The following is a 13,976-nucleotide window of genomic DNA, read 5'->3' on the forward strand; positions in this document are numbered from 1 at the left end:
CAATGACTATTGTAGTCATTGTTTTTATTTTTGTTTGATTTATCTTATGCATCTAACATGACCTGCTTATAATATATAGATTTAATAAAAAAGGAGTGATGATTTCACAATGTAAAAAAGATGAGTTTTAAAAAAGGGTTTTTATTATTCTGTATCAATTACATATATGTAGTTGATTTGCTTTTTATTTTAAAGAGGTGATATTTTATGGTTACAGGAATTGGTGTTTTTACAGGTTTATTTAAAGTTGGTAGTTTTATTGCAAAGTTTAAATGGATTGTCCCAATATGTTTTTTGGTATATTCGTTGTATTTGAGTTGGTTTAAGACATCGGTTTATGAAGAATTAACTTATAATTTACGAAAAACCTGGTATTTTTTATTGATTTTTGCGATGGGAATTCATTTTAATGCGGTAGGTTTTAATGCAAAAGATTGGCAGGACTATCTATTATATGTTTCTATCTTTGTATTTGTGGATTTAGCCATTTTTCAAACGCCACGAATATCAAAAATATGGGGAACAGAATTAACGGCCATTGAGAAAAACAATAAAGATTTAACGAAAACGATTGAGATGGGCAAAGCAAGAGACGCGAACTTCTCAGCAGTAATTAAAAGTATGAATCCTAATTACTTTAAACAGGTGGATATGAATACTTCAGCAAAATACTTAAACTCTTTAGGTAGTATTATGAATTTGTATGCTAACTTATGCGATTATAAGATTGATGTTTATCAAAATAATAACCCACAGATATTGATTCAACAATTAACGACTCAATATGGAATAAAGATTTCACAAGAGCAGTATGATGAGTTAAATGTTGAAAAAGGAGTATTGCAACCAGAAACGAATATGGTTATGGTAGCGACCTCCATTGTCGAAAACATTGTAATCGTAGTAACAAGTCAAAAAAGTATAATGCTTGATAATGACATATCGAATGTATATGACCTTGCTATTATTCATAGTTGGTTAAAAAAATAACTATATGATAGAATAATGGTAAAGGAAGTGGAGGAGATATTATGAGCAAAATGATGGTTATTGAAAACGAAAAACAAATAAGAGATTCAAAAACAGAAAATATTCCCTTCTTTTTAAGCAAGGACCCAAACTGTGAGGTTGTTCAAATCCCAACAGCTTTACATACTCAACAATTACTAACTGAAAATAAACGTTTGTTTAGCAAACTTAGAAGACGATAAAAGCATGGTTAATCCATGCTTTTTTCTTTAAATACTTTCAATTATCTAAATGAATAAAGGGAGCTGATTAAATATGGATTCAAGGAAAGATTATCAATTCACAGAGAATGAATTCTTTTTTTTATCTAAAGTGAAACAGCATCCAGTGTTGTCAATTTTATTAAAGGAAAAACCGCAAGTATTGATTCAAATACTTGAGAAATCCGTTCAGGAAGAGATAGTTAATAAATTATCAGAGTTCAATTACCCTGATTATATTCGAAAAGAGAAATTGGAAGCAATTGAAGTACCTATGGCTAAATACACAAGAGAATTAATAGAAAAACAAGAACATGCTATTGATAAATTAAAAGATGGGCTCTGAGAAAATAGATGAAAATGAATTTATATATGATGTAGAAGGTGATGAAGTGAAGAAAAAGTTTAAAAGTAATTTGTTAAAGGAGAAAACTGTGACGTATGCCCCACACCTTAAGAACTTCCCTTCAAAAACACAAGAATTAATTGATGAGATAAGGGTTGAAATATTGAAAATAAAAAACAAATAGAAAAGGTGAATTTACATAAGAAAACCACTTTTAATGTTGAAAAAGTCTCTAAAGATTTTGAGCTCGAACCGTTTTGTTATATACAAGTTCATTAACTTAACGTAATCTAAAAGAAGAATGAATTTAAATAAAACTAAATGTTATTAAAACGTAGATTAGCTCGGTGTCCTCATTATTTATCAAGAACTTGGTGTTATTGAAAAACGTGTAAAACTCTCTCTTATTCTTATCAAAAACTATGTGTTATTAGAATGTTTGCGGATTCCGTTCGGTTCTATATTTTAAAGTAAAAACTAAATGTTATGAACATAACTTCTTGCTAAAAGCAAGGAGTTTTCTTTTTTTATAAGAATACACGCAAAAGCCTATAATAAATAAATTTATAAATTAGGTATTCAATTTGAATTTATTTAGGAGGACGTAACGTGGAAATGATGTCTTATATAGGTCTTATTTTATTTTTGGTGTGTAAAGTATTCTTTGCAAGTAAATGTATCGTGCTTATTCATGAATTAGGTCATGCATTTTTTGTTTTCATTACAGGGAATCAAATTACTGCTATTCAGATAGGAGGAGAGAAAAAACTCGTTACTATCGGTAAACTGCAATTTCTTACAGGAGCAGGAGGACGTTGTTATTTTGAAATTACAGATGCAAATAAAAGAAAGTATTTAAGGAAAAATCTTATCTCTATAGGTGGTGTTTTATTTACATCTATATCGGCAATTGTTTTAGTCGAAACAGGTTCTTTTGATTTTTATCATTTGGCAGTAGGTATGATAAAAGGGGATATTACGTTTATCGACTGCGTAGCATTGTTTTGTTTCTTGGATTTAAGAAACCTTATACCGAAAACGTTTATAGATAATCAAGTTGAGTATCAAACAGACGGGTATAAAGTCATACAAGATACAAAGTCGTACTTTAGACTGAGAAAGATTAGAAGACTACAAAAGAATATTATGAACTTAGTAAAATGACGAAGAATACGAAAAATCCCATCGTGTTCTTCTTTTTTTGTCCCATAAACAGTGAATTTCATGTGAAACAGAGCTATTTTAGCCAGTTAAACATGGGAAATAAGTAGAGTCATGGGAAATAAAGTGTGTTTTCATGAAAAGAGTAGGTGTTTTTTAACTTTCCTATAGACGTAATTCTTATAAGGGAAGACGAGCTTATTAGGTACACAGACTGATAATTATATCTAACATCGTCTATCATTTGATGAAACAGGAGGTGTAACGTATGTTGTATACATTAATAGGATTGATTTTAATTGCTTTATGTGTTTGGGAAGTGTTGAGAAGTTTCTAAGAGCATAGTGTTTTAGTAGAAGAACCAGTATCTGTATAGGTATTGGTTCTTTTCTATGTAATAGACTGTGTATAAATTTAAAAATGAATGAATCATAATGATTATGTTCATAATGAGACAAATGTTGATTGGATGAGGTGCCTGTATGAATGCAGAAGAAATGAGAGAAAACTTGCAACCGTATGTAATTGAAAACATGAGAAGGATTGCCTTTCTAAAAAAACAATTGAAAGCAAATAAAGAGAATAAATCTGAAGCAAAAAGGATAAGAAACATGATAGAAGCAGAAGTAGAGCAATTAGAGTGTAAGGACTTCTTGATTCGCTTGAGTTATGCGATGGAAGAAGTATCGAAGGAAATGAAGGAATAAAATATGTTAGGGGTCGAACCGTTTTGGTATATGAAAGAATTTCTTGAAGATGTAAAATATAGATACTAAGATGATAAATGTCAATCGTTAAAACTTTATGTTATTAGAATACTTCACGTTTATATCCTCATATTTTATTTATACGGAACTAATTGTTATTGAAATAGCCGATATACCAAAAGAATGGATATGGTGGATGTTTATAAAAAAACTATATGTTATTGGAACTGATAGTATTTTTTTTGAAACTTGTATAAAAACTATATGTTATTAAAAAGAAAAGCAGAGATAATTCTCTGCTTATTTCAATTCAGCCATTAAATCATTAACATCCATCCCTAACTTATTTGCAAGTTGTTCTAATTTTGAGAGTTGGATGGACCCGCTTGTTTTTTCTTTCTTTTCATATTCGTAATCAAACTGCTTCATGGATTCGGAGACACGTTCTTGGGAAGGGTCGGCATAAAATCTTCGAGTAGTTTCGGCAGACCCGTGTCCAAGAACCTGTGCGGTCAAATACATATCCTGATAAGTGTTGTAATGGTTTGTGCCAAAGGTACGTCTAAAAACATGGGGCGTTATTTTTATATCTAAACCGCTACGAACTCTATATTTCTCCAACATTAAACGCACTGTTCTTTCATTCATCCGTTTTTTATGCAGGGAAACAAATAGGGCCTTTGCATCTTCTTTTTTTACATCGGTTAATTTCTTTCTCTCTACAAGATAAGCTGTTAAATCATCAAGAATCCTTCCTGGCATTGGAATAGCTTGTTCGTCTCCACCCTTTCTTATAACTACGAGCATCTGTTTTTCTATATATATATCATCTATATCCAACTGAACCAATTCGGATACTCGAATACCCGTGTAAGCCATAGTTAATACCATGATGTAATCTCTAAATTTAACCTTTTTATGAAAGCTTTCTTTTCTTGTGTTTTCAATCTGTACATCTTCCAAAATCGTCTGGAAGAATCTCTCTATATCTTGAGGACTCAATCTATTTTTAATTTTCGCTTTCGTAGGTACTTTCATTTCAATACCTGCTGTTACATCTTTTGATAATCGCTTTTGCTTAAATAAATAACCGAAAAATTTATGTAAAGTAGCAAGTTTTCTTGATTTCCCACTGGATGTATTCGTGAATTCTTGTGTGGTTTCTTTACCTTTTGAAGTGAAAAAGGTTTTTGAATAATGTGTTAAGTAATCCATAAAATCAATAATATCTCTATCTCGTAAAGAATCTAAATCTACTGTTGTAATATCCCTGGTATGGCTTGCTGAAACTTTGTTATCGAGCAGAAGAAAATCAAAAAACAGATTCAGGTCTTTAGCATATTCGATACGAGTATTTAATTCTTTTGATGTTTCTAATGAATAAATGAAGTCAACTGCACAGTCAGGAAGAGAGAGGAGCTTTTTTCGTAATTTCTCTTGACGTTTAATCTCAATATCCTTCTTCATGTCTAAACCTCCTCATATTTGTAGAGTTCATCTATTGTTCTTTTTGAATTAACTGTTTGAAATGTGTACCAGAATTCAATCGCTGTATAGCTTGCTTATAAGATGGATGCTTATGGGCAATTCGATTTATATAGTCTCGAATCGTAAGAGAATTTTCGTATGTATCAGGAGAGGCATAGTAGATTACTAATTGATATCCTTTTCCTAATACATATTGCTCTGAAAAACGATTGTTTTTCGATGAATTCCTTATATTTGCAATACCTTTTGCGATTTCTTCTGCACTACTGTTTTTCTGTGATTGTTCCAACATATATTCGAGTTCTAAAATAGGAACGCCTGGGTCTACAATATGTTTTTGGTTTAACACAACAAATGAATGGTGAACAGGATAGGATGGGGTAGGAAAAATCCAACCTGTATAAATCATAGGTTTTAATTCCTTGTAATTTTTTTTAATCAAATCATGAATGGTTTTCGCATTCTCATAACAATTGCCTGTTTCAAAAGTCATATTATGAAATAGCTCATCTAATTTATCGACAGTTTCTACTGGTAAGGGTAGAGTATTGTCATGAAAAAAGCATTTGAGCTTAGATAGATTCGATATAGGATAGAACTGACTACCAAATTTATATTTATTACCATCTAAAACAAAGCCATTTTTCAGAAATTGCAATTCCATAAAAAATCTCCTTTCGTATTTTAAAATAGTAGGGAAGAGAAGTTGTTTTTAATATCGAGTGAATAAAAATACCTAATCAATGCATTTTCTTACAAAATGTTCGGGGTTTATATTTTAAAAAGTGAATAAAAATAAATAAACACCGAAACTAATAGAAGGAAGGAGACCTCCAAAATTCACGCCATATTAAAAAGATAACGATTCTATTTTTCTATTTCTCATAAAAATATTGTAAAAGTAGGAAGGACGTAATACATACATTTCTCAGTGTAATACTTATCGTTATGTTCATAACTTTTAAAAGTTAAACATCTGAGGAAATTCTTTCCCAACTCTAATATACAATAGAAGTGTAGAAAAAACAAGAACTAACGTTCGTATTTATTCCGAAAAATACTATTTTCGACATATTTTTACAATAGTTGATAATAAAAATAGAGATTCATTTAGAATCTCCATGAATTTCTTTGTATAGATAATTGTAGAGAGATACGATGGTTTTGAATTGATTGTTACTATTAAGACGGGTAGTTAATAAAGAATCGTGCCATTCCCGAATCCTCGATGCTATCTGATAACTTTCATTTCTTCGATAGAGGCTGTATTTTTCAATGTCCTCTTGATAGGAGAGATAGGCAGGAAGTTTTTGCTTAGGCGAATTCATCTCTTTAAATGTCATTCCTCGTAAATAGTTCTTAAGAGGAATACACTCTTTATAGGGTGCGATAAGTTCTTTATCATGCATTTTTAGCAGTTGTTTGATTTGTTTATAAGAAGAAGTGGAATCGTCTTTCATTCGCTTATCTCTAATCTCATTGAATTGTGATAAATCTTTAGCGTGTTTTGCCATGCTACGAGGTGTTCCATATAGTAGGTCAGCACAAATTCCAGTTAATACATATTTTTCTTTAATCTGAGGAGCAGTGTATAGAAAAGGATAAATACATTGTATGGCTGTTTTCTTTTTAACATTAAATGTTTCAATGATATATCTAACGTCTGCTTCTAACTGAGTAATTGATACATCTTCAATTGGAATCTCAGTTAATTTTAAATTAAAAATATCTGCTATTCTTCTGCTACATTCTATATCTGAAGAAGTATAGCTTTTTAGATAGAACGTATAAAGAGTAGGACGGATGCCAATTTCTAAGCAGGATAACAAAAGAGATAAACTATCCATTCCTCCACTAAATAAAAGAGCCACGCTATTTTTATTGTATATAGTTTCTTCTAAATACTCGTTTATATATTGTTTTAACATATCAAAAAACCTCCTAATATCTGTTGTGAATTAAGCTTATACCAGATAGGAAGTAGATTCGATAGCATGTGAGCTTGATGCTGTTTTAGGTTGTCAATTTGTCTGATTGTATGGTTTTGCTATTCTATTGGTTGCAATTGAACCCAATGGTTCCATGAGTAATGTTTTACATGTTTGTAGGGTGCTGTATGTACTGGTAGGATAGATATCTTCGGAATAGAGTGATTAGGGAAGAATTGAGCTAATGTTAAATCGACATAAAGCTCATCTTCTATAAGAATCCAAGTGTGATGTTGTTGAGATACATACCCTTCACAAATGCGAATAGTATTAAGTGCAGATTCTTTATTTTCAATTGCCGATGCTAATTTATATAAGATATACATTGTTGCTTGTCTGCAAGCTAAATGAGTTGCTTCTGCATAGGGGACGGATGTACTTCTCTGACACTGTGTAAGAAATTCATCTATATCTATTACAGAGAGTATTTGTGTATATATAGGGTTTTGCCTGATTTGAACATCATGAATGGAAATAAATTGGTTTAGAAAATTCATTTGTATCTCCTTTAAAAAGAGGTTTTATATGTAAGTATTCCCAAGTTAAAAAACATAAATTCTATCTGTCCTAAAATAAAATTCCTAATATTCCCAAAATACAGATAAATATTTCTACAGTTGTAATATATTAACATTAAAGTAAATTGTGTTACAGTTGATGTGTAAGTTATAAAACTATCAAGGGGGAATTAGTATGTTTAAGAAATTAGTAGTTGGAACATTAGCAACTGGTATCGCATTAACGGGAGGAATTGCTTCTGCATCGGCAAGTACAGAAGGTGTAGAGAATGCAAAACAAGTGGCACCAATTGTGCAGGAAATCAAAGTGGACAAAAACTACTCATCAACTAACAATGAATATGGGTTTACTTACACTTGGGACCCAGGTCGTCAAATCTATAAAACTTATGATTTCTACAGACATGATGGTGTGTTTGCAAGTTATTTTGAGAGTGACGGCATTAAATGGTACTTTAAAGGGAAAGTTCAAGTATTTTCAGATGGTAGTGCATTAGGACATTATGAAGGTAGAAAATAAAGTTTAAAAAAAAGACACTCAACTGAGTGTCTTTTTTGACTTGAACCACTTTTAATAATAATAATTTCATTTTAGTCTAAATATGGAGATTTTAAACTTCATTACCTTTAAAAATAAGTTTTTCATATAGCTCTTTCCAAAGTGACAGTAATTTGTCATCATCCATATCTGAGGGTAACTCTACTCGATAACCTTTTTGTAAATAACAATCGACATCATCATGAAAATTAAGTTTTAATTTTGTAGCAACAGATTGAACACGTTTTTTTCTTTCTACATCTTCAGTTTCCTTGAACACCAGAACAGGAGCAAAACTAAACTTAGCATGAGTATGTTCTGATTTTATTCCTGAACAAGAAGATAATGTTTGAAATCCTTTTTGATTTAAAGATTGAACAATAGGGGCAATGCTTTTATCTATTAGTCCAATGCCATCTACATGCACTGCATCTCCACCTTGATATAAACCTAATAGTAAATCAATAAAATCCTCATCTGTATTAGGTGGAGCTTGCTTCTTTAGTTCTTTGGCATATTCTTTTACTTGTTCCATAGACTCAAATATATCTTTATTTGCCATAATCAAACTCCTTTCTATATAACAAATAAAAAAACAAGAGCAAGAATATATCCTGCTCTTGCTACTGTTAGAATGAAGCTAAACTAACGTGATAAGAAGTATCTGCATCTTCCATATCCTCAATTGTTTTTTGTACTTTTTCTGCAAAATCATGTAATTCAACATCTACAATCTCAATAGATTCTTTGTCAGTAATTGTACCAACTAATTCATTGATTGTATCATCAACTTCAACGTAGGATACAACTGTTAAAAGATTCGTACCTTCATGAGTTTCAATGTTTGCAATCGTACCTGGACGAGATGACTTTGCATTGTTTAAAGCTAAAACACCGAATGCGAAGTCTTTAGGAATTGCAAATCCCTCAATTGTATATTTAAACCCTTGAACTTTTTTCATTTTGCATATCTCCTTTTGAATTCATTTTTTTAAATACCTAATTTATTGTAATCCTTATATTATAGACTTGGACAATATATGTATTACGATTTCTCATAAAATCATATCACATCTTATGAATCGTGTGGTAATGATATTTAACAGGCTGTTTACTTCGTATTACTTGGTTTATTTGTCGGATGCATGTAACCTTGTTTAAGGTCAGGAATTACTTCATATAAGTCTTCTGCATCGTTTAGTAGTTCTTCAATTTTAGGGATTTGTAATGCTCTCATTTTTGAATAAAAAGCTTTATCTATCTGAACAAAAGAGTAATATCCTCTATTATCTTTAATTCTATATAGTACGTTGTAAACTTTAAAAGCACGATTTCTATCTTCAGCATCAGGAGAAAGGATAATATCTTTAATTGATTCTTCAATTTCCTTCATATGCGTCTTCATTTCTTGTAAGCGATTAGGTTCCCAATGACTCAAGTCATTTTCCTTTGGGTCTAAAACGCTATTTGTATCCATATGGAAAGGGCTATTTTTATCATTTTCTTCACAGGTTTCACAATGGAAGCTTACAATATGAACGTCCTTAATAGCATAGTCTTTCCAAATTCTCCGATAAATCTCTTGAATAACTACTTGTGGAAGGGCTTCTTGTGTACTGCATTCTACAGAATAACCGTGGTTTTCACCGATTCTTTTTGCTGTTTTACCAATAAATGATTCCCAGGTTACCAGTAGAGTGTTTAATTCTTTTTCAGTGCATTCCATAGTAGAACTACCTCATTTCTATGTATCTTATAGTTTCTTTAGTAATTTCGTTAATTTATCTTTTAATAATTCAATGGACGCAGAACTATCACCATACCAACCATTTACATCGCCTTCGTCATAAAGCTCATGCTGATTTAAATCTTCCGTGTCTACAATATGATAAAAATCAAATTTCTGAATCCATTCGTTCATTTTCACTTCGAATTCTGCTACTGTACTAAATGCAAATAAAAAATCATCGAATCCACCAGAAGGAAAACTTTTATTAAAAGCAAATAGCATAAAACGTTTTTGTTCCATGTTTCTAAACTCCTTATTTTTTCAAGATTGAATTATTTCGTTTTGCTTTACAGGCTTTACAGAACTTACACAGACGAGTTTTTGATTCCTTATCCGTATAATTGCCTTTGCATATTGCACAAATCTTCATATCTGCACCTCAGTAGATAAAGAAAGAGACATTTTATTGTGATTTATCATAATATCAATGTCTCTATATCTAATCTATTATTTTTCTTTATTATACTTTAGTAACTAATTTCGATTGGCAAGTCATGATTTTCAGTATTGTTTCCTATGATTTCAAATTGGTCTGATAAATCATTTAAATAAAAGTAACTCTTATATCCTTTTACTTTAACACCCATAAAAGCACCTTTATCCTCTCTATAAACAACTTTTCTTAATTCTCCATGCCAATAAAATAAATCACCATGATATGCTTCTTTACTATTTTTATCGTAGATTCCCGTATATTGCCCCATGGAATCTAATTCACACTCAATAGGAGATAAATCGGTATACAGAAGAGCTTTATCATCACTAATCTTCCAACCATGCCCATAATGCCAACTGTTTGTTTCTAAAGAGAATCCTCTGAATTTTGGTTGATTCAACATATTTCCTCCTAACCATTAGTTTATAAAATATTTTTCACTTAATTATTGAAGTAATATAGAGTTTGTTATTTTTTATTGAGCTTATCATACAACATTTCCTGTGTTTTTGATGCTCCATGTGGATTTTGCCCCGCTTGATTATAAGAAGGATGGTTCGGATGTGCATCAATTAAGTCGTTGTAAATTTTACGGCCATCGTTTGGAACACAAACCGTCCCTACATATTCATAGGTAGGTAGAGCTTTTCCGAATGCCCTTGTCTCGGAATTAGGTCGTTTCATGTTCTCTATCATAAGTTCTGTTAGTAATTCTCGTTGTTTTTGCATGTCAGTGATTCTTTGTTCATGAATCATTTCTCGTGCTTGCAAGTCTGCAATAAAGGTACCTCCATCAAATAGATATTCATCCTTATAGACTAACCAACAGTGATGAACAGGGCGACTTCCTGATAAAAGCCAACCTACATATGTTTTTAAATCTTCTTGGGGAATACCTGCTTCTAAAAGCCCTGCATATACTCGTTCTGTATTTCGATAGCAATATCCAGTCATTAGCTCTTGTTCATCAAAAACCTTCTTAATTGTCTCAAAATACTCGACTTCAGGTGCTAATGGTTTTGTATTAGCGAAGCAGAAGAAGGCGATTGTACGCTTGTTTGTGAGGGGATACAGCTTAGATGGAACTGTTACATTACCTTCACGAGATTTAATCATTATTTTATCTTTACGAACCTTTAAATAAGGTGCGTATTGTTCTAAAAATTCTTGTGTAGAAGTATTTAATTGAATCATGTCATAATCCTTTCTGAAAGAGAGTTATTGTTATAGTTTAATTAGAATTACTTACGATTAATTTTTATTTGAATCTCCAATTGGTCACCAACTTGAAGTGTATTTGTGTTCATTTGTTTTAGTAATTCATCCATCATTCGCATATCAAGTAAATGATACGTTGTTTTTATACTTTGGTCAAAGGTTCTACCATCCTTTAAATTCGGTATATTCCCGACCTGTATGTGTAGATTCACAATATTTGAAGATGGCTCCATATAAAATCGTCTTTCAGGAAATTGAACACTTATCTTTGAAAGGGAATCGAGTGCATTCATATAAGATAAGTTATCTTCAATAATTATTTTTGTTTCTTCCATGACTCTATATTGTGTATCTGTTTCCATAATCTCATCTCATTTCATTCCTAAGGGTAGAAGCATAATAGTAAAAAAGACACATCCTATCATTAATAAAATCCGTACTTTATTGGATGATGTAATACGTTTTAAATTAATGTCAGTTATAAATAAAAAGAGCAATATGTTTTGTACTCCATAAATAAGCCACATAAAGAAAGGGTATTGGATACTTATGAATTGCTTATAAGCATACAGTATTTGAATCATGTTTAATACTCCATTTCTTGTTGAATAGCAATCGTTTCAAAACCATCATGACATTTAATTCTCCAACGACATCCAGTAGGAATATCTACAATTTCGAAAGGATTCGTTTTTTCTTCTAATAAATAGTCATAGTCATTACTGGCATCAGTTCCAAGGGTTTTGATGGCATCAATGACATCTGTATTTGTGCGGAAAGGAATATCATCTGTTCCGTGCTTAAACCAGTTAATATGATAGCCTTCTTTTGCGTAGCCAAATTTTGTTCCAGGAGCCTTATAAATAATATCTGCATCAGCATCTAAAGGTTTATGTTCCTCGGTAAAAGTGGTACAAGACCAGTTTCGTTCTGTCATTAACCATTGCACAGCTTTTGAAGAAAGAGAAAATACACCATGTTTTCTATATAGGACAATTTCTTTGCTCACGTTCTACCACCTCAAGTTTTTATTAACTATAGTTTACAACAATTATTAAATATTGTAAAATATAATTTACTTAAAGCTTTAGAAAATGATGTGAACAGGGAGAGAATAAAATGATTCTATTAAAAGATTTACAGTTCGTAACTACAAATGGAACAGATGTGGGGATAATATTTGATTATTATAAGGATACACATGTAACTCTAATCCATGAAAATAGCAATAGTGATTCGCCATTTCTGGATGTAAAAGACATTGATGTACGTCCAATGACTGTTAATGAAATCAAAAAAGGGTTAGAAAGAATCAAAGAAAACTTTGAGCAATACGCATACTTTATTGTCCAGTTAAATGATATTAGTGAATTAGAAGAATACCACATAGAGGAAAATGAATTTGTGCAACAGGTTCGTATAGAGTCTACATGCTTTGCTGAGGATTTTGATACAGACAGAAATGAATATCAGCAACACAATGGAAAGTCATTTACTGCGTTAAAAATGTTGAAAAATGCTTTCGAGTGTGAGGATAGACTGTACAAAATTAAATTTTCTACTGGCGAAGAAATTGATGCATTTGGGTATGAAGTTTTAACCTGTTAATACGTTCTTGAATATTTGTTTTTATGCTCATCTATAATAAGTAGATTTATAAATGATAGGTGAATTTCAAATTCGTATAAATAGGGAGAGAATAAAATGACAAATATAGCTTATAACCAAGTAAAAGAAGACGAATCGAAAATTTTACAGGTTAAAATGTATGAAGAAGTAAAGGAAGGTTTTTCAATTTTTAGCGATAATAGAGTTGAGATTATTGGAGAGCAAACTATGTCGATAGACGGAAAGATATTAGAGCAGTATCTTTATAATATAGATGGTTATACTCCTGATAATGGTAAACCGTTTGTGTCTCTTAAATCAAACATTATTTTACTTTAAAAGACATTGATTCATTTTAAGTATAAACACCGGAGGATTTTATAATGATAAATTTTAAAGAGAAATTATCGGAAGATGCAGACGTTTCAGTTGAGGCATTTGAAAAGTTTCATACATTTTTAGACAAGAATTTATTTGGAGAACTACCAGAAGGAACAATTGTTGAGTTAAAATATGCTTACACAACGCTAAGTTATCTGAATGTAAGGTATATTATTCGCATTCCAAATCAGGCAGTTTTGAGTCTAATTGTATTAGGCTTTAAATCATTTACTGGAGAAGAACGATTCATTCATACTGATTTTTTAAGAGGCGATTGTGCAATTGTAAATAATGATATAACCAAAACATTATGGGGGGTAAATCTTTTTGAAGGAGAATTCCAGAAGTATAAAGAAATTTTATACAATCAAATAATTCCGTTGTGCGAGAAATATAAATACCAAGCATTGCAAAATTAAGACATTGATTCATTTCAGTGTCTTTTTTTGTCATCTCAAAATGATAAGTATTCTTTACTTAATGAGACTTACGGTTATTTATTCCGAAAAGTTACGTTTTCACCATAAATAAAAAATCGGTAAAAATCATCAAAAACTCTCCTCTTCTGA

The 13,976-nt window shown here is 31.1% G+C and carries 21 protein-coding genes; 9 read left to right on the forward strand and 12 right to left on the reverse strand.

Features of this window, described 5'->3' with window-relative positions; genetic code table 11:
- The first annotated feature begins 207 nt into the window (after positions 1-207).
- The 5 genes from MHB52_RS31600 (at position 208) to MHB52_RS31620 (ending at position 3,443) form a co-directional block, all read left to right on the forward strand.
- On the forward strand, positions 208-990 hold the full coding sequence (locus tag MHB52_RS31600) for a type II toxin-antitoxin system SpoIISA family toxin (protein WP_061662501.1): 783 nt from the start codon (positions 208-210) through the stop codon (positions 988-990).
- Between the two features lie 41 nt (positions 991-1,031).
- The gene (locus MHB52_RS31605) at positions 1,032-1,211 is read left to right on the forward strand and encodes a hypothetical protein (RefSeq protein WP_061662500.1); all 180 of its coding nucleotides are present in this window, start codon (positions 1,032-1,034) and stop codon (positions 1,209-1,211) included.
- Between the two features lie 73 nt (positions 1,212-1,284).
- Positions 1,285-1,575, forward strand: a complete 291-nt coding sequence (locus MHB52_RS31610) for a hypothetical protein (RefSeq protein WP_061662499.1) — start codon at positions 1,285-1,287, stop codon at positions 1,573-1,575.
- A gap of 615 nt (positions 1,576-2,190) precedes the next feature.
- Positions 2,191-2,739: a hypothetical protein gene (locus tag MHB52_RS31615; RefSeq protein ID WP_253703236.1), complete on the forward strand. Its 549-nt coding sequence runs from the start codon at positions 2,191-2,193 to the stop codon at positions 2,737-2,739.
- A 479-nt stretch (positions 2,740-3,218) separates the two neighbouring features.
- A complete protein-coding gene (locus MHB52_RS31620; protein WP_061662496.1) occupies positions 3,219-3,443 on the forward strand; it encodes a hypothetical protein in 225 nt (74 codons plus the stop codon).
- 300 nt (positions 3,444-3,743) lie between these two features.
- Here the strand turns inward: MHB52_RS31620 and MHB52_RS31625 are convergent, their stop codons facing one another.
- The 4 genes from MHB52_RS31625 to MHB52_RS31640 form a co-directional block, all read right to left on the reverse strand.
- Positions 3,744-4,910, reverse strand: coding sequence for a tyrosine-type recombinase/integrase (locus MHB52_RS31625; protein ID WP_061662495.1), 1,167 nt, complete (start codon positions 4,908-4,910; stop codon positions 3,744-3,746).
- 31 nt (positions 4,911-4,941) lie between these two features.
- Positions 4,942-5,595 carry a hypothetical protein gene (locus MHB52_RS31630; protein WP_061662494.1) on the reverse strand — a complete coding sequence of 218 codons (654 nt, stop codon included), beginning with the start codon at positions 5,593-5,595 and terminating at the stop codon, positions 4,942-4,944.
- A gap of 442 nt (positions 5,596-6,037) precedes the next feature.
- Entirely contained in the window at positions 6,038-6,859 is an 822-nt protein-coding gene (locus MHB52_RS31635; RefSeq protein ID WP_061662493.1) for an asparagine synthase-related protein, read from the reverse strand.
- A gap of 119 nt (positions 6,860-6,978) precedes the next feature.
- Positions 6,979-7,416, reverse strand: a complete 438-nt coding sequence (locus MHB52_RS31640) for a hypothetical protein (protein ID WP_061662492.1) — start codon at positions 7,414-7,416, stop codon at positions 6,979-6,981.
- A 196-nt stretch (positions 7,417-7,612) separates the two neighbouring features.
- Between MHB52_RS31640 and MHB52_RS31645 the strand changes: the two genes are divergently transcribed.
- Positions 7,613-7,957: an LCI fold-containing protein gene (locus MHB52_RS31645; protein ID WP_061662491.1), complete on the forward strand. Its 345-nt coding sequence runs from the start codon at positions 7,613-7,615 to the stop codon at positions 7,955-7,957.
- 91 nt (positions 7,958-8,048) lie between these two features.
- On the opposite strand, the gene MHB52_RS31650 is transcribed toward MHB52_RS31645, so the two are convergent.
- From MHB52_RS31650 to MHB52_RS31685, 8 genes are all read right to left on the reverse strand, one after another.
- Positions 8,049-8,537 carry a hypothetical protein gene (locus MHB52_RS31650; RefSeq protein WP_061662490.1) on the reverse strand — a complete coding sequence of 163 codons (489 nt, stop codon included), beginning with the start codon at positions 8,535-8,537 and terminating at the stop codon, positions 8,049-8,051.
- Between the two features lie 67 nt (positions 8,538-8,604).
- Positions 8,605-8,937 carry a hypothetical protein gene (locus MHB52_RS31655; protein ID WP_061662489.1) on the reverse strand — a complete coding sequence of 111 codons (333 nt, stop codon included), beginning with the start codon at positions 8,935-8,937 and terminating at the stop codon, positions 8,605-8,607.
- A gap of 149 nt (positions 8,938-9,086) precedes the next feature.
- Positions 9,087-9,701, reverse strand: coding sequence for a hypothetical protein (locus tag MHB52_RS31660; protein WP_061662488.1), 615 nt, complete (start codon positions 9,699-9,701; stop codon positions 9,087-9,089).
- Between the two features lie 27 nt (positions 9,702-9,728).
- On the reverse strand, positions 9,729-10,004 hold the full coding sequence (locus tag MHB52_RS31665; protein WP_061662487.1) for a hypothetical protein: 276 nt from the start codon (positions 10,002-10,004) through the stop codon (positions 9,729-9,731).
- Between the two features lie 227 nt (positions 10,005-10,231).
- Complete coding sequence (locus tag MHB52_RS31670; protein ID WP_061662486.1) at positions 10,232-10,600, reverse strand: YopX family protein; 369 nt, start codon at positions 10,598-10,600, stop codon at positions 10,232-10,234.
- 68 nt (positions 10,601-10,668) lie between these two features.
- Positions 10,669-11,394, reverse strand: coding sequence for a hypothetical protein (locus MHB52_RS31675; RefSeq protein ID WP_061662485.1), 726 nt, complete (start codon positions 11,392-11,394; stop codon positions 10,669-10,671).
- Between the two features lie 47 nt (positions 11,395-11,441).
- Positions 11,442-11,780 carry a hypothetical protein gene (locus tag MHB52_RS31680; protein WP_061662484.1) on the reverse strand — a complete coding sequence of 113 codons (339 nt, stop codon included), beginning with the start codon at positions 11,778-11,780 and terminating at the stop codon, positions 11,442-11,444.
- 224 nt (positions 11,781-12,004) lie between these two features.
- Positions 12,005-12,427, reverse strand: coding sequence for a hypothetical protein (locus MHB52_RS31685; RefSeq protein ID WP_061662482.1), 423 nt, complete (start codon positions 12,425-12,427; stop codon positions 12,005-12,007).
- Between the two features lie 110 nt (positions 12,428-12,537).
- Here MHB52_RS31685 and MHB52_RS31690 point away from each other — a divergent pair, with 110 nt between their 5' ends.
- From MHB52_RS31690 to MHB52_RS31700, 3 genes are all read left to right on the forward strand, one after another.
- Positions 12,538-13,026, forward strand: coding sequence for a hypothetical protein (locus tag MHB52_RS31690; RefSeq protein WP_061662481.1), 489 nt, complete (start codon positions 12,538-12,540; stop codon positions 13,024-13,026).
- Between the two features lie 96 nt (positions 13,027-13,122).
- Positions 13,123-13,365: a hypothetical protein gene (locus tag MHB52_RS31695; RefSeq protein WP_061662480.1), complete on the forward strand. Its 243-nt coding sequence runs from the start codon at positions 13,123-13,125 to the stop codon at positions 13,363-13,365.
- 44 nt (positions 13,366-13,409) lie between these two features.
- Positions 13,410-13,826 (forward strand): hypothetical protein, encoded by a 417-nt coding sequence (locus MHB52_RS31700; protein WP_061662479.1) that lies wholly within the window; start codon positions 13,410-13,412, stop codon positions 13,824-13,826.
- Positions 13,827-13,976: the final 150 nt, after the last annotated feature.

This window comes from Bacillus sp. FSL K6-0073 (genome assembly GCF_038006085.1).
Lineage (GTDB): Bacteria > Bacillota > Bacilli > Bacillales > Bacillaceae_G > Bacillus_A > Bacillus_A cereus.